Source organism: Streptomyces sp. NBC_00878 (genome assembly GCF_026341515.1).
Lineage (GTDB): Bacteria > Actinomycetota > Actinomycetes > Streptomycetales > Streptomycetaceae > Streptomyces.
This window is the reverse complement of sequence record NZ_JAPEOK010000001.1, coordinates 8,719,443-8,737,788: the sequence shown is the minus strand read 5'-3', so window position 1 is coordinate 8,737,788 and position 18,346 is coordinate 8,719,443. Positions and strand designations below refer to the sequence as shown.

Genomic DNA, 18,346 nt, shown 5'->3' with positions numbered 1-18,346 from the left:
CTGCTCGGATTCGGCCGCCTGTCAGCGACCGGGGTCGCCGGTCAGCGACCGCCGAACAGGGAACGGCGCAGCCGGCGCAGCGGTGCGAAGAGCGAGACCCGCCTCACTCGCGCGCCCCTGCCGGTGCGGTCGTGCGCGGTGTCACGTGCGGTGAGCTCGCGCATCAGGTCCGTCGCCTCTGCCGCCTCGCGCTGAGGGATGGCGGGGCCACCCATCACCGAGAGATGGCGGTCGAGGCGCGAACTGGTCGCGCTGCTCCCACAGGTGATCGCAGGGACTCGCGCCCTGCCACGCACCGTTATCTGTTCCATGTCACTCCCCACCCATACGAGGGCACCCGGCCCGGGCAGGTTAACCCTATCGCTCCCTCGACACACCCGTGTATCCCGGTCGCGGGATTCACCTTTCCGGCAAGGGTGTTGACGGCTACTCTCCGAATCCGACTGATTTCAGCGCGAGTTGGACAACTGGTGCGGTTGTGGGCTGCGGGGAACCGCCTGACGGCTCCACGGTGACAGCGAGTGATGTCGCGTTCTTGTTCAGTCCGGTGGCAATCAAGGGCGTGTCGCCGTCGAGGAGCCCCAGGGATTGCGGTTTCACCTCCGGTCGCATGAGCCACAGTTGGTGAACCCCTCCGTTCGAGGGGACGCCGAGACCGGCCGCGGTCACCACCGCGGTGCGCTGTGAGGCGGACGCGACGACGCTGATGCCCTGGCCCTGCGCGTCGCGTCCGGCGCTCGCGCGTGCGTCCGGCGCGGCGAGAACGTGGGCGATCTCACGCGCCTGGGCACGCTCCTGGTCGAGCTGGTCCTGGGTGCGGGCCGCCTGCATACCGAAGAGGGCGGCGACGACGAGCGCGGCGGCGGCCGTGGTGGACGCGAGCGGGATGAGGAACGGCGAGAAGCCCGAGCGGCGGGCGCGCGGCTGCGGCCGCTGCGCACGCGCGCGTGCCTGCGGTTCCGCGAAGGCCGCCGGTTCCTGAGGAGTCGTCCGTACGGCCATCAGGACCCGGTTGCGCATGGCGGTCGGCGCCGGGGCGGCCGTGGACCAGGCGAGGCGGACCGCGTCCTCGCGCAGCGCGCGCACCTCCTCGGCGCAGTTGTCACAGCGCCTCAGGTGCTTCTCGAACCGCTTGTGCTCGTGGGGTTCCAGGGCGTCGAGCGCGTAGGGGGCGGCCAGGGAGTGCAGATCACTCCGCCGGAAGAGGCTGGTCATGCGACACCTCCCAGGCAGTCGCGCAACCGCGTGAGTCCGTCGCGCATGCGCGTCTTGACCGTACCGAGCGGCAGCGAGAGCCGTTCGGCCACTTCACGGTACGTGTAGCCGTCGTAGTAGGCGAGGGTGACGGACTGGCGTTGCAGGGCGGTGAGCCGGTCCAGACAGCGGCGCACCCATTCTCGTTCGAGGCCGGCCTCGACCTCCTCGGCGACCTGGTCGAAGGCGGGGCCGTTCGCACGCCGGGCCATGCGCAGTTCGCGCTCCCCGGCGGCGCGGGCACTGCGCACCCGGTCGACCGCCCGGCGGTGCGCGAGGGTGAGGACCCAGGACAGGGCGCTGCCGCGGCCGGGGTCGTAGCGTCCGGCGGAGCGCCAGAGTTCGAGGAGCACCTCCTGGGCCACCTCCTCCGACTGGGCCGGATCCCGCACCACGCGCCTTACCAGCCCGAAGACCGGTCCGGACACCAGACCGTACAACTCCTCGAAGGCCTGCTGGTCGCCTCCGGCCACGAGCACCAGGAGTTCGTCCGCCTCCACTCGTTTCCCCCTCTCCGGCCTGAACGGCCCGCCTCTTCCTCACGTATTCGGCGCAGGAACGCCTTCGGATGGGGTTACGGATCAACTGCTGGAAAACGCGGGTGAATCCCGAACCAATCCTTCCGAGCACCCGCTCCGAATGGCGTGCATCAGGCAACACCGACCGACGCGGCACGAGCGCGGGAGAAGACCAGTCGACGGGTCGCTTCTCGCACTCGGCGCCGCCGGGATACAGCTTTGGGACAGAGGACGGACGGCATGACACCTTTCACCAGCGGGTTCGTGGGACGCAGGAGCCTTGCGACCCTTGTCTGCGGTGCGCTGGCCACCGGCGGGCTCGCCGCCGTCGGCGTGACAGCGCTCGTACCGGGGGCGGCGAGCGCATCCAGCCACCGGGAGGCTCCGCTCATCTCGGGGCAACCGCAGTTCGACAACACGGACGTGTACGCGTTCGTCAGCCCGGACCACCCGGACACGACGACGCTCGTCGCCAACTGGATCCCGTTCGAGGAACCAGCCGGCGGGCCGAACTTCTTCACGTTCGCCGAGGACGCGCAGTACGACCTGCACATCGACAACAACGGTGACGCGCAGGGCGAGTTCGTCTTCCGCTACACGTTCAAGACGCACGTCAAGAACGACAAGACGTTCCTGTACAACACGGGCCCGGTCGAGAGCCTCGACGACCCGGACCTCAACATCACGCAGACCTACGACATCGATCTGCTGCAGCTCAAGGACCAGTACGTGGTCAAGAAGACGAAGTACGCGGACGACGTGCCTGTCGCCCCGTCGAACGTCGGCCAGGCGTCCATGCCGGACTACGCAAAGCTCCGCGAGCAGGCCGTGCACGAACTCCCCGGTGGGGCAAAGACGTTCGCCGGCCAGGCGGACGACCCGTTCTTCCTGGACCTGCGCGTCTTCGACCTGCTGTACGGCGGGAACCTCTCCGAGGTCGGCAACGACACGCTGAAGGAATACAACGTCAACTCCGTTGCCCTCCAGGTGCCGACCGACATGATCCAGGAGTCGGCCGACCAGCCGATCATCGGTATCTGGTCGACGACGCAGCGCAAGAGCGCGAGCGGCAAGTACCGGCAGGTCTCGCGCCTCGGTATGCCGCTGGTGAACGAGGTCGTCAACCCGATCAAGGACAAGGACAAGTTCAACGCGTCCTCGCCCTGGAACGACGGCGACTTCCTGGAGAACGTCACCAACCCCGAACTGCCGAAGCTCATCGAGGCGATCTACAAGATCCCCGCGCCGAAGGAGCCCAGGAACGACCTGGTCGACGTCTTCCTGAAGGGCGTCGAGGGCCTCAACCAGCCCCCGCACGTGCGTGCTTCGGAGATGCTGCGTCTGAACACCTCGATCAAGCCGGCGGCCAAGGAGAAGCGGCTCGGCGTGCTGGACGGCGACAACGCGGGCTTCCCGAACGGACGCCGCCTCGGCGACGACGTGCTGGACATCGCCCTGCAGGTCGTCGAAGGCGAACTGGTGGGCTCCAAGAACGACTTGGGTGACGCGGTCGACAAGAACGACCAGAAGTTCGAGAAGGCGTTCCCGTACGTCGCGCTGCCGACCTCCGGCTCGCGCGGTCCGCTCGCCAAGGGCACCACGGGCACGAACGACGTCCGCAACCAGCTCGGTGACGCCCTGCAGCCCGCGGGCACCACGAGCGGTGTGGCCGACATGGACGACACCACCCTGATCGCCGTCTCGGCGGCGTCCGGTGCGGCCGGCTTCCTGCTCATCGGCACGGGTCTCATGTGGTGGCGCAGCCGCCGCCGGGCCTACTGACCGACACCCCTAACTGGCGCGGCCCGCGCGTTTCCGTCCCCCACGGCGCACGGGCCGCGCCGCTCCCCCTGAACCACCGCTCTGAACCACGGCTTCTGAACCACCGCTTCCATCAAGGAGATTGAGGAGAGGGCATGGCCCCGGGTACGAACGAGGACGCGCAGGACAGGGATCGCGCGGACGCGACCCCGCCGCCCGAGGCCGAGGACAGGTCCGACCGGCCCAGCAGGCCCGCAGAGCGGCCGGAGTCACCGCGGGCGCGCATGCTGCGGCTCGGCGCCTGCGTGGCCGCCCTCGCCGTCGCAATGACCGCGGGGGCCGTGGTGCTGGGCAGCAGGGACGACGACGGCGTGCGTACGGTGGCGTCCGCGCCCGGTGTCGCCCCCGAGTTGCTGTCCACCGGGAGCCTGGCCGCCAGCATCTCCGCACTGCAGACCCACCTCAAGGCACAGCCCAAGGACTACGGCGGCTGGTCGACGCTGGGCGTCGCCTACATCGAGCAGGCGCGTACGAACGGCGATCCGTCCCGCTATCCGCAGGCGGAGCGCGCGCTGGAGCGGTCGCTGAAGCTGAAGCCGGACAACGACCCGGCGCTCGCGGGCCGTTCGGCACTGGCCGCGGCCCGCCACGACTTCCCCGACGCGCTGCGGTACGCGGAGGAGGCGCTGGACGAGAACGCGTACAACGAGCGGGCGCTGTCGACCCGCATCGACGCCCTCGTCGAACTCGGCCGCTACAAGGAGGCCTCGAAGGCCGCCGACGAGGCCGACGCCCGCCGCCCCGGCATCCCGGTCTTCACCCGCTACGCCTACGTACGCGAGCTGCGCGGCGATGTCACCACGACGCGGCGCGTCCTGAAGCAGGCGCTCGCCAGTGCCTCCGCCCCCGGGGACATCGCGTACGTGGCGACGGCGCTCGGCCAACTCGCCTGGCGCGAGGGCGAGTACGAGACGGCGCTGACGTACTACGCGCAGGCCCTGCGGGCCGACAAGGTGTACCTCCCGGCGCTGGAGGGCCGTGCCCGGGCGCAGGCCGCCAACGGCGACCGCGCGGCCGCGATCCGCGGCATGGAGGACGTCGTGAGCCGCTTCCCGCTGCCCGGCCCGCTGGTCGTGCTGGGCGAGCTGTACGAGGCCCGCGCCGGCGATGAGGACAAGGCGAAGGCCCGCGACCAGTACGCCCTGGTGAACGCCTGGACCGCGCTGGCCCGGGCGAACGGCGTCAACGCCGACCTCGACACGGCCCTCGCGGCGGCGGACCACGGCGACCGCAAGGCCGCCCTGCGCGCCGCCCGCGCCGAGTGGAAGCGCCGGGAGACCGTGCACACCGCGGACGCCCTCGCCTGGGCCCTGCACGTCAACGGCCGCGACGACGAGGCCCTCCCCTACGCCCGGCGCGCCACGGCCACCGGCTACCGCGACGCGACGTTCCTCTACCACCGCGGCATGATCGAACAGGCCACGGGCCACAAGAAGGAGGCCCGCAGCAGCCTGTCGGCGGCGCTGAAGCTCAACCCCGGCTTCTCGCCGGTGGGCGCGAAGCTGGCCGAGAAGACGCTGAGCTCGCTGGGCGGTGCCAAGTGAGCGCCTCCGCCGCGCGCGGCCTCCGTGTCCGGCTCGCCCGACGGATGTCCGTGCGCCGCCGCGCGTTCACGTCCGCTGCGGCCGTCCTCGTGGCGGCCTGCGCGCTCGTCCTTGTCCCCTCCGGAACCGCGTCCGCGCATCCGCTCGGGAACTTCACCGTCAACCGGTACGACGGTCTCGTCGTCGCTCCCGGGAAGCTGCGGGTCGACCATGTGGAGGACCTCGCGGAGATCCCGGCGACCCAGGCCAAGCCCGCCATCGACAAGGCGGGCATGGCGAGTTGGGCCCGGGAGCGGTGCGAGACGGCGGCCGACAAGAGCCGGGTGACCATCGGCGGGGAGGCGGTCGCGCTGACCGTCGGCGAGAGCCTCGCCCGGGTGCGTCCCGGACAGGCGGGGCTCAACACCCTTCGGCTGGAGTGCCGTTGGACGGCCGCGCTGCCGGAGAAGCCGGAGCAGAACCTGGCCGTGCGCTTCCACGCCGCCGTGGACGACGGCCCCGGCTGGCGCGAGGTCACGGCGCGCGGCGACCGGATGACCCTCACCGCCTCGGACGTACCCGAGAAGTCCGTCTCGGGCGAACTGACCAAGTACCCCGCGGAGTTGTTGTCGTCCCCGGCGGACACGGCGACGGCCTCGCTGCGCGTACGCCCCGGCGGTCCCGCGCTCGTCGAGGAGAACTCCGACGCCCCCGCCTCCTCCATCCTGCCGCGCGGCGCCGACCGCTTCACCCGGGCGCTGGACGAGCTGGTGTCCCGCCAGGACCTGACCCTCGGCTTCGCCGCGCTCGCCCTGGGCATCGCCGTACTGCTCGGCGCGATGCACGCCCTGGCGCCGGGCCACGGCAAGACGATCATGGCCGCCACCGCCGCGGCCCGCGGCAACGCCACGATGCGCGACGTGATGCCGCTCGCCCTGTCCGTGACCGTCACCCACACGCTGGGCGTGGTGGCCCTCGGCATCCTCGTGACCGCGGGCTCGGCCGCCGCGCCCTCGGTGATCGCCTGGCTGGGCATGACGAGCGGCGTCATCGTCATGCTGGCCGGCGCGACCCTCGCCCGACGGGCCTGGCGCCAGCGCGGACATGGGCACAGCCACTCCCACGGGCTCGGACACAGCCACAGTCACGGGTTCGGCCACAGTCATGGTCACAGCCATGGGCACGCTCACGCTCCCAGCCGTGATCGCGAGCTCGTTCTCGCACAGGCGCACGGCCACGAGGACGGTCCCAAGGGCGTCCACACAGACGGGGACGACCACGTACACGGTGACCAGCAGACGCACGACCACGGCCCGTCCCACAGCCACGACCACGACCACGACCACGACCACGACCACGAGGCTCCCCACACCCACGACGACGGGCACCACCACACTCACCCCCACCCGCACGCCCACTCCCCCTCCCCCTCATTCAGGCTCAAGGACAGCCTGCTTCTCGGCTTCGCCGGGGGGCTCGTGCCCAGTCCCTCCGCGGTCGTCGTGCTCGTCGGCGCCGCGGCGCTCGGCAAGGCCTGGTTCGGGCTGCTGCTCGTGCTGGCCTTCGGGGCGGGGCTCGCGCTCACCCTCACGGCGGCCGGGTTCGCCGTGGTCAAGATCGGCAGCAAGGTCGCGAAGGCCATCGAGAGCGGCGCCCGGTGGTCGGGCGGCCGGACCGCGGCTCTGCTCCGGCGGACCGTGCCGATCGGATCCGCGTTCGTCGTGGTGGCCCTTGGGGCTGGATTGGTGTTCCAGGGAGCGGCAACCGTTCTCGGTTGAGCTACTTTTGTTCAGAATCGTGCGGATGCTAATGGGGGGCGCCCGTGTCTGAGGAACCAGGTAGTGAACGAGTGATCGCGGGGCGCTACCGTCTGCTCTCTCCGCTGGGCGAGGGCGGGATGGGGACGGTGTGGCGCGCCCGTGACGAGGTGCTGCACCGCGAGGTGGCCGTCAAGGAGGTACGCGCCCCGGGCGGGCTGCCGGGCCCTGACGTCGAGCGGATGTACGCCAGGCTGGAGCGCGAGGCCTGGGCGGCGGCCCGGGTCGCGAGCCGCAATGTGGTGACGGTCTACGACGTGGCGATGGAGGACGGGCGCCCGTGGATCGTGATGGAGCTGATCCGCGGGATCGCGCTGTCCGATCTGCTGGACGCCGAGGGACCGTTGTCGCCGCAGCGCACCGCGCACATCGGCGCGGAGGTGCTCGCCGCGCTGCGGGCCGCGCACGAGGCGGGGGTCCTGCACCGGGACGTCAAGCCCGGCAACGTACTGATGTCGAACGACGGCCGGGTGGTCCTCACCGACTTCGGCATCGCCACGGTCGAGGGCAGTTCGGCGCTCACCATGACCGGCGAGGTCATCGGCTCGCCCGAATTCCTGGCACCCGAGCGGGCGTTGGGGCGTACGCCGGGGCCCGAGTCCGACCTGTGGTCGCTCGGTGTGCTCCTCTACGCGGCGGTCGAGGGCAATTCGCCGTTCCGCCAGAACACCCCGTTGAGCACGCTGCGGGCGGTCGTCGACGAGGAGTTGCCCCCGCCGCTTCGCGCGGGCCCGCTGACTCCGGTGATCGAGGGCCTGCTGCGCAAGGACCCGGCGGACCGCCTGTCGGCCGAGGACGCCGAACGGGACCTGCGTCTCGTCTCGGCGGGCGGCACACCCCAAACAGGCGGCCCCGCCTATGCGCCGACGGTCGCGGAGCTGCCAAAGCCCGCCCCGACCCCGCCCGCCCCCACACCCACGTACACACCGCCCGCCTACACCCCGCAGCAGCCCCCGTCCGCGACGACCACCACCACGGGGCCGGCCCATCCCCGGCGCGCCACGTTCGCGGTGATCGCGGGTCTCGTCGCGCTCGCGCTCGCCCTGGCGGGACTGACGTACGCCCTGGTCAACCGGAACAACGGAGGCGACGGGGACGAGAGTTCCTCCAGCGGATCGAGCAGCGGCGTCTCGACGGGCGGCACCGACAACGGCGGGAGCAGCGGGGGCGGCACGGACGGCGGCTCGACCACGGAGAGCTCCGGCTCGAACGGCGGGGACGGCGGTTCGAGCACCGATGGCGGTCAGACCAGTAAACCGCCCGCCCAGTCGGTGAAGGTGACCGTCTCGGGCTCGCACACCGAGTACAAGGGCGCCTGCCCGCCTTCCCGCACCGACGCTCCGACCTTCACGGCGACGTTCACGGTGGGCGTCGTGCCGGCGGATGTGGAGTACCGCTGGGTGACGGAGACGGGTGAGGTGTCCGACCCGAGCTGGAAGACGCTGTCGTTCCCGGCGAACGGCGGGAAGACCAAGCAGAACACGGTCGCCGTGACGACGTACGACGCGTCGGGGACGTACGAGAACAAGATCGGTGTGGAGGTCCGTGCCCCCGAGGAGGCGGAGTCGGACCAGGTGCCGTTCTCGGTGACGTGCGAGACGGAGGCCCCGTCGAGCGGGACCTCCTCCCCGTACGCTCCGCAGGCACTCGCGCCGAACGGAGCGATCAAGCCTCGGCGCTGATCAGGACTCAATGGGTCGGGACTCGGCGGATCGGGCTTCGGCTGTGATCAGTCCGAGGCGTTGAGGACGGGCAGATAGCCACCCGACTGGCCCGCGGCTGTCGGGTGGTACGACTCGCCGATGTTCAGCCAGTTGACGCTGTGCAGCCAGGAGCTGCCGGAGCAGATCTCGTGGCCGGTGAACGTGGGCCGTACGTCGCCGAAGGTGAAGCCGTGGTCGGCGGCGCGCTTCGCGAGGGCGTTGTTCAGATGGTCGGAGGCGCTGTTGATGGCGGTTCGTTCCGTCTCTGAGAGGCCCGCCAGGCAGCTGCCGCTCAGCTTGTAGAACCGGGGGTAGCCCAGGACGACCACATGGGCGGCCGGGGCCTTCGCGCTGATCGCCGAGTAGACCGAGTCGAGTTTGCCGGGCAGCGTCGAGTCGACGTACGCCTTCGCCGTGTTGATGCGGGCGACGCAGGCGCTGTCGGACTGCAGGACACAGGTCGTCATGACGTCGGAGAAGCCGGCGTCGTTGCCGCCGACGGTGATCGAGACGAGCCCGGTGCCGGAGCCGAGCGGGCCCAGTTGGTTGGCGAGAACATCACCCGTACGGGCGCCCGAGCAGGCCGTGAAGCTGAACGACGAGGGTGCGTTGGCGGCTGCCCAGAGCTGCGGGTAGGCCTTCGTGCTGCGCTTGCAGTCACCGCTGGAGCCGATGTAGCTGCCCGCGCCGACACCGGAGGAGTAGGAGTCGCCGAGCGCCACATAGCCGGTAGCGGCGGCTTGTTCGGACGCCTCGGCCGTGATCGCCCCGGTGAGGGCGACGGCGGAAGCGAGGAGGAGCGAGGTCACGTATGCCGTAAATCGGGAACGTCTCATGGAACCTCCCTATAGCAGGATCTCTGCCATAACTTTCGTAGCAGCTACGCGTGTTGACTGGAAGTGTCCATGCCAAGACTTTTCCGGACCTAACGGGACCTCCGCCGGACGTTCACCACACGTTCGGCGACATGCCCATGACAAACGCATGCGGCGCGGCCGACCCACACCAGCCCGCACACGAACGAACAACGGCGGCTTCCGCATCTTGACGCCCCGGGCCGGGCTGGGCCACATTGAAGCCCGGCATCCGGCGCGTCGGGGGGCAAAGTCGCCAATGCAGACCTTACGTATCAAGCCATCTTCATCGGGCCCATCTCCATCGGGTGGTGACGAGCGGTTGGACCAGGATCCGGGGAGGGACCTGATCCCCCTGCTCGCCGGCGTCGCCGCGACGATCGCGGGCGTCGGCGCCGTGCTGGCCCTGACCGACGTGGACTCGCCGCTGCGCGCTCCGTTCGCGCTCTTCTTCCTGCTGGCCGCTCCGGGAACCGCGGTCGGAATCGCCCTGCGGGGCATGGAACCGTTCGGCCGCACCGTGGCGTCTCTGTCAGCGGCAGTAGCTCTCAACCTCCTGGTCGCCCAAGGCATGCTCGCGGTGCACAGGTGGTCGGTCCGTGGCGGAATCGCGGCCGTGGCCGCGCTCAGCTCCCTCATTCTCCTGCTGGTCCTGGTACGGCGGCTTCGCGGCCGTAAGGCGAGAAGACGGGCTTCCTGACGTGAACATCAGCGTGTACCGACCGGGCGAACTGACCGCCGCCGACCGGGCGGCGTGGTCGGCTCTTCAGTCGAAGGCACATCTGCACGGCTCGCCGGAACTCGCCAACCCGTTCCTGTCACCGGAGTTCGCGCTCGCCGTCGGACGCTGCCGGCGCGGCGTACGGATAGCCGTCATCCGGGAGGGCGGCGAACCCGTGGCCTTCTTCCCGTTCCAGAGAACCACCACCGGCGTCGGCCGGGCCGTCGGCCTCGGCGTCTCCGACTGCCAGGGCCTCGTCCACGGGCCCGGCTTCACCTGGGACGCACAGGAATTACTGCGGGCCTGCGGGCTGGCGGTGTGGGAGTTCGACCACCTGGTGGAAGGCCAGGCGCCGTTCGAGGCCGAGGCCTCCGGCACCTTCCCCTCCCCGGTCATGGACGTCGACCGGGGGTACGAGACGTATCTGGCTCAACTGCGGGACCGGTCACCGAAGTTCACCCGGACCACACTGGCCAAGGACCGCAAGCTCGGCCGCGACCACGGCGAGGTGCGCTACGTGCACGACGAGCGCGCTCCCGAGGCGCTGCTCACGCTGATGGAGTGGAAGTCGGCGCAGTACCGCAGGACCGGGCGCAGCGACCGCTTCGCGCAGGCCTGGATCACCCGGCTGACCCACCAGCTCTTCCACACCCGTGCCGAGCCGTTCGCCGGAATCCTGTCGGTGCTCTATGCGGGCGAAAAACCGATCGCCGCGCACTTCGGGCTGCGCTCCGAGCGCGTTCTGGCGTGCTGGTTTCCCGCGTACGACCCGGCGTTCTCCAAGTACTCCCCGGGCCTTGTCCTGCATTTGCGGATGGCCGAGGCGGCAGCCGCCGACGGCATCGCCTATCTGGATCTCGGCCGGGGGCAGAAGGAATACAAGGACTCCCTGAAGACACGCGAACTCGCCGTGTCCGAGGGGTTGGTGACGCGCCGCCATCCCGTGGCGCTCGGGCACCGGGCGCGGCGCGCCCCGGTCCGGGCGCTGCGCAACGCGGTGCTGGCGCGGCCGGAGTTGTTCGAGCCGGCCGACAAAGCGCTCAAACGGATGGGAAAAATCCGCTCGGGCCGTTAGGTAACGTCCAAACCAATAAAAAACGTGAGGCCACGTTCCAGGTCTTGCCATATCGTCTCAATCATCAATACCGTCGTACATCCACCCGCATCGGACCATCATGCACATGCGATTCAGGGGAGGGCTCAGGATCGCGACGAGGGCCCGGCGCGGGGCGCGGTAGGGGGGTGCCGTACTCGGTGACCGTTTCTGTGCCGAGTGCCGCCGCGCGACCGACCCAGCCAGTCGGCCAGCTTTGCCAGCTCACCCGGCTTGCACGGAGATCGATTTCGGCATGCCGTAAGTGACAAAACCCCCCTTTCGAACCGGACAAAATGCCGGACCGCCCAGGGGCGGGCGGTCCACCGGACGAGAGGGATCAGACTCATGAGTTCTTTTCTGCGCCCGGCGGTGTCGGACCAAGATCCGCTCACAGCCGGCAAGTACCGGCCCATATCGACTCACCTGGCCATAGCGCCTCCGGTGAGCGTCGTGATTCCCGCCATGAATGAGGCGGAGAATCTTCCGTACGTCTTCAAGACACTGCCGGACTGGATCCACGAAGTGGTTCTCGTCGACGGCAATTCCACCGACAACACCGTCGAGGTCGCCCGCGAACTGTGGCCCGACGTCAAGGTCGTCAAGCAGGTCGGCAAGGGCAAGGGAGACGCCCTGATCACCGGGTTCGCGGCCTCCACCGGCGACATCATCGTCATGGTCGACGCGGACGGCTCGGCCGACGGCGAGGAGATCGTCAGCTATGTCTCCGCGCTGGTCTCCGGGGCGGACTTCGCGAAGGGGTCGCGGTTCGCCAACGGCGGCGGCACGGACGACATGACGCCGATCCGCAAACTCGGCAACTGGGCGCTGTGCACCGCCGTCAACCGCAAGTTCGGCGCCCGCTACACCGACCTCTGCTACGGCTACAACGCCTTCTGGCGGCACTGCCTGGACAAGATCGACCTCGACTGCACCGGTTTCGAGGTGGAGACCCTGATGAACATCCGGGTGGTCAAGGCGGGGCTCAAGGTCCAGGAGATACCGAGCCACGAGTACCTCCGGATCCACGGCACGAGCAATCTGCGGGCCGTACGGGACGGGCTGCGGGTGCTCAAGGTGATCCTCAAGGAACGCTCCAACCGGCGCTCGCTGCGCCGCCGTCCGCACGCCGCGGCACTCAACTCCAGGCCGGGAGAGGTGTCTTGAGAACCCTGGACATCTCCGTGGTGGTCTGCGTCTACACCGAGGACCGCTGGGAGGACATCCTCGCGGCGGTCGCCTCGGTGCGGGCGCAGTCCCGGCCGGCCCTGGAGACGCTCCTGGTGGTGGACCACAACCAGGCGCTCCTGGACCGGCTTTCGAAGGAGTACAAGGAGACCGAAGGGGTGCGGGTGCTCGCCAACGCGGGCCCCCGCGGCCTCTCCGCGGGCCGCAACACCGGCATCGCCGCCTCGTACGGCGACGTCATCGCCTTCCTCGACGACGACGCGGTGGCCGAGCGCGACTGGCTGCGCCACTTCGCCGAGGGGTACGAGGATCCGCTGGTCATGGCCGTCGGCGGCCGTACGATGCCGATCTGGGCGTCGGGCCGTCGGCCGGCCTGGTTTCCCGAGGAGTTCGACTGGGTCGTGGGCTGCACGTACAAGGGGCTGCCGCCCGGCCGGGTCCAGGTGCGCAATGTGCTCGGCGGCAACGCGTCGTTCCGGCGCAGTGCCTTCGACGCGGCGGGCGGCTTCGCGACCGGTATCGGGCGCGACGGCGACAAGCGTCCGCTGGGCTGCGAGGAGACGGAGCTGTGCATCCGCCTCACCCACGCCCGGCCGGACGCGGTCCTGCTGATCGACGACCGCGCGGTGATCCACCACCGGGTGCCCGAGGCACGCGAGCACTTCGCGTACTTCCGTACGCGCACGTATGCCGAGGGTCTGTCGAAGGCGCTGGTCGCGCGGAGTGTGGGCGCCGACAAGGGGCTTGAGTCCGAGCGCCGCTACACCACGCGCGTGCTGCCCGCCGGGGTCGCGCGCGGGCTGCGTGACGCCCTGCTCGCCCGCCCCGGCGGCGCGGGCCGGGCGGCCGCCATCGTCACCGGAGTGGTGACGGCGGCGGGCGGGTACGTTCTCGGCAGCGTCCGGGCACGCAGGGGTGGGGCTGATTTCTCGGTGGTCTCGGTCGCCCAGATCGAGGGGGCGAAACAATGAGTGACCCGCGTGATCCGTGCGATGCGCGCGTGCCGATTCTGATGTACCACGCCGTCGCGACCGCGCCGAACGACGCGACCCGGGAGCTGTCCGTGGCGCCCGAGGCGTTCACCGAACAGCTGGCGCTCCTCGGCGACCTGGGGTTCACGCCGCTCAACACCGCCGCGCTCGCGGAGTGTTGGCGTGCGTCGAAGCCGCTGCCCAAGCGTCCCGTGCTGATCACGTTCGACGACGGCTACGAGGGCGTGCACCGGCACGCGCTGCCCGTGCTCGCCGAACACGGCTTCGCGTCCACGCTGTTCGTGTCGACCGGCTGGCTGCGCGGCGCGTACGACACCGGGTGCGCCCTCGACGAGATGCTCGACTGGGACCAGGTGCGCGAACTCGCGGGCGCGGACGTCGAGATCGGCGGCCACAGCCACACGCATCCGCAGCTGGACCAGCTGACCGACGATTCGCTCTGGTTCGAGCTGCTGCGCTGCCGGGAGATCGTCGCCGACGAACTGGGCACCCGCCCCGCGTCGTTCGCGTACCCGTACGGCTACTCCAGCGGCCGGGTGCGCCGGATCGTGCGCGAGGCCGGGTTCGCCCAGGCACTCGCCGTCGGCAACAGCCTCGCCCGGCGCCGCCAGGGGCCGTACGCGCTGCGGCGGGTCACCGTGCGCCGCAGCACCGGTATCGAGGAGTTCGGGCGGCTCGTGGAGGGACGCGCGATCGCCCGTACCTTCGCCAGGGACCGCGCCCTCACCAAGGGGTACGCGCTGGTCCGCAGAGCACGACAGGTTCGCCGGAAGGCCATCCGTTCCCGTGTCTGACACGACCACGGCCCAGGCCGACACTCCCACGCCCGAGGCACCCGAACGGTCCGGGCGCCGCCTTCGCCTGCCCGGCCTCGGCCGGTCGTCCGGAGGCAGCCCGCTGTTCCGGAACGCCTACGCCCTGATGCTGAACACCGGGATCTCCGCCGTGCTGGGGCTGGGCTTCTGGCTGGCCGCCGCCCGGTACTACTCCGAGTCGGCGGTCGGCCAGGGCTCCGCCGCGATCGCCGCGATGAAGCTCCTCGCGGGGCTCACCGCGGTGACGCTGACGGGCGCGCTCGCCCGCTTCATCCCGGTCGCGGGGCGAGGCACCGGACGGCTGATCTTCCGTACGTACGCGGGCAGTTCGGTGGTCGTGGCGCTGGCCGCGGGCCTCTTCCTGCTCACCCTGAACCTCTGGGGTTCCTCGTACCGCTTCCTGCACGGCCCGCTGATCGCCGTCGGTTTCGTGCTGGCCGTCGTCGCCTGGTCGGTGCTGACGCTCCAGGACGGGGTGCTGACCGGGCTGCGCAGCGCGCTGTGGGTGCCGGTCGGCAACACCGTGTTCTCGGCGGTGAAGCTGGTGCTGCTGGTGGCGTTCGCGGCGGCGATCCCGACCATGGGTGTCTTCGTGTCGTGGGTCGCGGCCATCGCGGTGTCCGTGCTGCCGCTGGGCTGGCTGGTGTTCCGCCGCCTGGTGCCGCGGCATGTGAAGGCGACCGCGGAGCACGCCGAACCCCCCACCACCAGGGAGATCGGGCGGTTCCTCGCGGGCGACTACACCGGCTCGCTGTTCTCGCTCGCCGTGGTGTATCTCGTCCCGGTGATCGTCGCCGCGCAGGTCAGCAACGTCGACAACGCGTACTTCTACATCACCACGACCATAGGCGGCACGGTCAACCTGCTCGCCATCAACATGGGCGCCTCACTGACCGTCGAGGGCTCGCACGATCCGGCGCGGCTCGCGGCGAACACCCGGGCCGCGCTGCGCCGGATGGCGCGGATCATGCTGCCGGTGGCCGGTGTGCTGTTCTTCGGGGCGCCCTGGATCCTCGGCGTGTTCGGCCAGGGGTACGCGGACGCGGCGACGCCGCTGCTGCGCTGGTTCGCGGTCGGCGCGGTGCTGCGGGTCGTCATGGAGACCTACTTCGCGGTGCTGCGCGCGCAGAGCCGCACCTCTGGACTCGCCTGGCTGCAGGGCCTGTTGTGCCTGCTGGTGCTCGGGCTGACGGTGATCCTGCTCCCCCGCATGGGCCTGACCGGCGCGGGCGTGGCGGAGATCTCCAGCCTCGCGGTGATCGTGGCACTCGCCGCGCCGAAGCTGTACCGGATCGTCAAGGCCGCGCCGGCCGACGCCGTGCCCGAGCGCGCGGCGCCCGATGGGGACCTGGCGGACCTGGGCGCCCCCGAGGTGCCCGCGTCGCGGCAGGACACGCCGAAGAAGGGGCGCGGCCCGGCCTGGGCGCAGCGGCTCGACACGGAGACGCTGGCGCTCGGGGTGCAGCTCGACTTCGACCACCTGGAGCGGCGGCCGGACGTGCGGCCCGGTCCGGGGACACCGCCCGTCGGGACGCCAAAGGTCGAACGGCCGGAGCATCGCAGCGAGCCGCGTCCTGACCACCGGCCGACCTGGGCGCTCAAGGCGCCCCTCCAACTCCCCTCCTCCCGCGTGGAGGTGGGCCTGCCCGTCGAGGAACGGGAGCCGGGCTCCGAGACCTCCCTCGGCCCGTCCGAGGTCGAGGTCGACGCACCCTTCGAGCCGCCGGAGGGGATGGCGGCGGCCGGCGACGAGCCGGAGGGCGCACGCGAACGGAGCGCGGCCGGCGCGTCGGGGTCCGTACGCGGGAGGGGGTCTTCGCAGCTCGCGCTTGAGGCGGGTGGGCATGAGACGGGTGGGCAGTCCGGTCCGTCCGTGCCGCCGCTGTCCTGGTGGGAGCAGCTGCGGCCGACCCGGCTCGGGGTGGTGCTCGGCTGTCTGCTGACGGCCGCGCTGGTCCTGTACTGGGTGCCCGCGGCCGGACTCGGCGAGCGCGATCTCGACGATATGGGCGGGCTCGGCCTGATCTCCGTGCTGCCGACGCCGACGCTGGTCGGCGCCGGTCTGCTGGCCACGGTGTTCGCCTCGCTGCTCTGGCTGGGCCGCGAGCACCGGGCCCTGCTGCTCGTCACGCTGCTGGCCACCGTGGTGTCGCTGCACGCGCTGCCCGCGGTGATCGAGACCGAGCCGCGGTTCGCGACGGCCTGGCAGCACCTCGGGTTCATCGACTACATCGACCGGACCGGGTCCGCCGTGCCCGACCTGGACGCGCGCTGGAGCTGGCCGGGCTTCTTCGCGGGGGCCGCGTTCGTCGCGAAGGCGTGCGGGGTCAGCGACCTCAGCGAGGTCATCCGCTGGTGGCCGATGACCATCCAACTCCTCTATCTGGCACCGCTGTTCCTGCTCGTACGCCATATGCGCGCGAGCTGGCGGGCCAAGTGGACCGGCATCTGGATCTTCGTGCTCAGCGGCTGGGTGGGCCAGGACTACTTCTCCCCTCAAGGCTTCACGTACCTCCTCTATCTCGTCTTCGTGGCGATCCTGCTCGTGTGGTTCCGGGCGCCGCGGGTGCTGTGGACGAAGGCGCGGCCCGGCGAGCTGGAGGTCGAGCCCACCGACCGGCGCCAACGGGCCGTACTGCTCGCGGTGTTGATCGGCCTGTTCATGGCGACGGTCCCGGCCCACCAGCTGACGCCGTTCGTGATGCTGGGCGTCCTCGCGGTCCTCGTGCTGGTGGGCCGCTCCGAACTGCGCGGCCTGCCCATCCTGTTCGCGGTCATGGTCTCCGTGTGGATCGGCTTCCTCGCCGAGCCGTACTGGTCGGGGCACTTCGACGAGCTGTTCGGCGGCGTCGGCGGGGTGGGCAGCAATGTGTCGTCGTCGGTCTCCGGCCGTATCGGGGAAGGCAGTTCGAGCCACAAACTCGTCCTGTACGCGCGCGTGGCGCTGGCCGGCAGTGTGATGGCGCTGGCCTGCTGGGGCTGGTGGCGACGGCGTGACCACAAGTACCGCGAACGGTCGCTGCTGGTCCTCACCTTCGTCCCGTTCCTGGGCTTCGGCATGCAGTCGTACGGCGGCGAAATGGCGCTGCGCGTCTTCATGTTCGCCCTGCCGGGGGCGGCCCTGCTCGCCGCACTCGCTCTCTTCCCGCGCACCGGCGTCACCCCGAAGGAACGGGACAAGGACCGGGTGAGCCTCGCCCCGCTCGCCGCCCTGATGGCGGGCCTCGTCCTGATGGGCGGCTTCCTGGTGGCCCGCTGGGGCAACGAGCCGTTCGAGCGGATCCGGCCGGGCGAGGTCGCCGGCATGGAGTACGTGTACGCACACGACAAGCCGACGGTACGGCTGCTGTGGCTCAGCGACGACACGGTCAACAACGTGACGCCCGCGATGCCTTGGGGCGCCCGGGACATGGAGAAGGTGGAGTACCTGCCGACGCAGGCGCCGCCCGATCCGGTCCTCGTGTCGGGACTGGTCAAGTCCCTCAAGGACGCGGGTCCGAACTCGTTCCTCATGGTCAACCGCAGCCAGGTGACCTATCTCCAGCTGGACGTGGGCTACTCCAAGACGTGGGACACCCGGCTCGTCCACAACCTCGACGCCCGCCAGGAGCTCCGCAAAACCTTCGCCAACGACGACGTCACGATCTACACCCTGCGCAAACAGCCGGAAGGCCAGGTCGCGAAGGCGGACCCCGGTCCTATCGGCCCCCAGGTGACCTGGACGCCGTGGTCGGTCGTCGGCGGCCTGGCGGCGATCGCCCTGATCGTCCTGCTGACGACCCGCGAAGTGGTACGGGTAGCAGTACGCCCGAGCATCCGCCAACTCCAGTGGCTACAGAACAGCTTCTGGTTCTCACTGCCGTTGCTGGCGGTGCTGCTGGCTTCACTGGTGCAGAGGTTCTTGACGATGGCGTGAGGGGGCGCGCCCTGGCAGGGGGCGCCCCTTTGGGGTGGCGCGCCATTTAGGGGCGCGGGGCTCTGACATTTGCGGCTCCGCCGCGGGGCGCGACAAGCCACAACGAACCCGCAGGCTTCGAACAACGCCCA

The 18,346-nt window shown here is 70.4% G+C and carries 14 protein-coding genes; 10 read left to right on the top strand and 4 right to left on the bottom strand.

Going from position 1 to position 18,346, the window contains the following annotated elements:
* Positions 1-41 precede the first annotated feature (41 nt).
* The 3 genes from OHA11_RS37920 to OHA11_RS37910 all read right to left on the bottom strand — a co-directional run bounded on the left by OHA11_RS37920 (position 42) and on the right by OHA11_RS37910 (position 1,754).
* Entirely contained in the window at positions 42-311 is a 270-nt protein-coding gene (locus tag OHA11_RS37920) for a hypothetical protein (protein ID WP_200399247.1), read from the bottom strand.
* Between the two features lie 115 nt (positions 312-426).
* Positions 427-1,215: an anti-sigma factor gene (locus tag OHA11_RS37915; protein ID WP_266504106.1), complete on the bottom strand. Its 789-nt coding sequence runs from the start codon at positions 1,213-1,215 to the stop codon at positions 427-429.
* The gene (locus tag OHA11_RS37910; protein WP_266504104.1) at positions 1,212-1,754 is read right to left on the bottom strand and encodes a sigma-70 family RNA polymerase sigma factor; all 543 of its coding nucleotides are present in this window, start codon (positions 1,752-1,754) and stop codon (positions 1,212-1,214) included. The genes OHA11_RS37915 and OHA11_RS37910 overlap by 4 nt, the downstream gene beginning before the upstream one ends.
* 258 nt (positions 1,755-2,012) lie before the next feature.
* Here OHA11_RS37910 and OHA11_RS37905 point away from each other — a divergent pair, with 258 nt between their 5' ends.
* The 4 genes from OHA11_RS37905 to OHA11_RS37890 all read left to right on the top strand — a co-directional run bounded on the left by OHA11_RS37905 (position 2,013) and on the right by OHA11_RS37890 (position 8,615).
* Positions 2,013-3,554, top strand: a complete 1,542-nt coding sequence (locus OHA11_RS37905; protein ID WP_266504101.1) for a DUF4331 domain-containing protein — start codon at positions 2,013-2,015, stop codon at positions 3,552-3,554.
* 134 nt (positions 3,555-3,688) lie between these two features.
* Complete coding sequence (locus OHA11_RS37900; RefSeq protein WP_266504099.1) at positions 3,689-5,137, top strand: lipopolysaccharide assembly protein LapB; 1,449 nt, start codon at positions 3,689-3,691, stop codon at positions 5,135-5,137.
* Between the two features lie 44 nt (positions 5,138-5,181).
* On the top strand, positions 5,182-6,894 hold the full coding sequence (locus OHA11_RS37895; RefSeq protein ID WP_266507737.1) for a sulfite exporter TauE/SafE family protein: 1,713 nt from the start codon (positions 5,182-5,184) through the stop codon (positions 6,892-6,894).
* Between the two features lie 44 nt (positions 6,895-6,938).
* On the top strand, positions 6,939-8,615 hold the full coding sequence (locus OHA11_RS37890; protein ID WP_266504097.1) for a serine/threonine-protein kinase: 1,677 nt from the start codon (positions 6,939-6,941) through the stop codon (positions 8,613-8,615).
* A gap of 47 nt (positions 8,616-8,662) precedes the next feature.
* On the opposite strand, the gene OHA11_RS37885 is transcribed toward OHA11_RS37890, so the two are convergent.
* Positions 8,663-9,472, bottom strand: a complete 810-nt coding sequence (locus tag OHA11_RS37885; protein WP_266504094.1) for an SGNH/GDSL hydrolase family protein — start codon at positions 9,470-9,472, stop codon at positions 8,663-8,665.
* A gap of 340 nt (positions 9,473-9,812) precedes the next feature.
* On the opposite strand from OHA11_RS37885, the gene OHA11_RS37880 reads away from it, so the two are divergent.
* From OHA11_RS37880 to OHA11_RS37855, 6 genes are all read left to right on the top strand, one after another.
* The gene (locus OHA11_RS37880) at positions 9,813-10,190 is read left to right on the top strand and encodes a hypothetical protein (protein WP_266504093.1); all 378 of its coding nucleotides are present in this window, start codon (positions 9,813-9,815) and stop codon (positions 10,188-10,190) included.
* Position 10,191: 1 nt separating this feature from the next.
* Positions 10,192-11,286, top strand: a complete 1,095-nt coding sequence (locus OHA11_RS37875) for a GNAT family N-acetyltransferase (protein ID WP_266504090.1) — start codon at positions 10,192-10,194, stop codon at positions 11,284-11,286.
* A 366-nt stretch (positions 11,287-11,652) separates the two neighbouring features.
* A complete protein-coding gene (locus OHA11_RS37870) occupies positions 11,653-12,471 on the top strand; it encodes a glycosyltransferase family 2 protein (protein WP_266504087.1) in 819 nt (272 codons plus the stop codon).
* Complete coding sequence (locus tag OHA11_RS37865) at positions 12,468-13,463, top strand: glycosyltransferase family 2 protein (RefSeq protein WP_266504084.1); 996 nt, start codon at positions 12,468-12,470, stop codon at positions 13,461-13,463. The genes OHA11_RS37870 and OHA11_RS37865 overlap by 4 nt, the downstream gene beginning before the upstream one ends.
* Entirely contained in the window at positions 13,460-14,278 is an 819-nt protein-coding gene (locus OHA11_RS37860; protein ID WP_266504082.1) for a polysaccharide deacetylase family protein, read from the top strand. The genes OHA11_RS37865 and OHA11_RS37860 overlap by 4 nt, the downstream gene beginning before the upstream one ends.
* Complete coding sequence (locus tag OHA11_RS37855; RefSeq protein ID WP_266504080.1) at positions 14,271-18,215, top strand: lipopolysaccharide biosynthesis protein; 3,945 nt, start codon at positions 14,271-14,273, stop codon at positions 18,213-18,215. The genes OHA11_RS37860 and OHA11_RS37855 overlap by 8 nt, the downstream gene beginning before the upstream one ends.
* Positions 18,216-18,346: the final 131 nt, after the last annotated feature.